Annotated in this window: 1 protein-coding gene; it reads left to right on the top strand. The window is 60.2% G+C overall.

Annotated elements, in window-relative coordinates:
- Positions 1 to 183: ATP-binding protein (locus tag AACY08_RS30315; RefSeq protein ID WP_019349290.1), on the top strand; the 183-nt coding region annotated here is incomplete at its 5' end.
- Between the last annotated feature and the right edge of the window lie 53 nt (positions 184 to 236).

The raw sequence follows: 236 nt of genomic DNA on the forward strand, positions 1-236 counted from the left end.
AACCGCTCGACGCTAGTGACCAGCCAGATGCCAGTGGACAAATGGCACGCGCTGATCGGCGATCCGACCTTGGGCGACGCGATCCTCGACCGGCTGGTGCACAACGCTTATCGGATCGAACTGAAGGGCGAATCGATGCGCAGACGCGCAACGAAATTGACGACGACAGGGACTTCAGACTAACAATGCAAACCTGCGTCGCTGCGCTCCGACTGCCTGGCCGGATGAGCGTGGAA

This window comes from Pseudomonas sp. EL_65y_Pfl1_R83 (genome assembly GCF_963970695.1).
In the GTDB taxonomy this organism is placed as follows: Bacteria; Pseudomonadota; Gammaproteobacteria; order Pseudomonadales; family Pseudomonadaceae; genus Aquipseudomonas; species Aquipseudomonas tritici.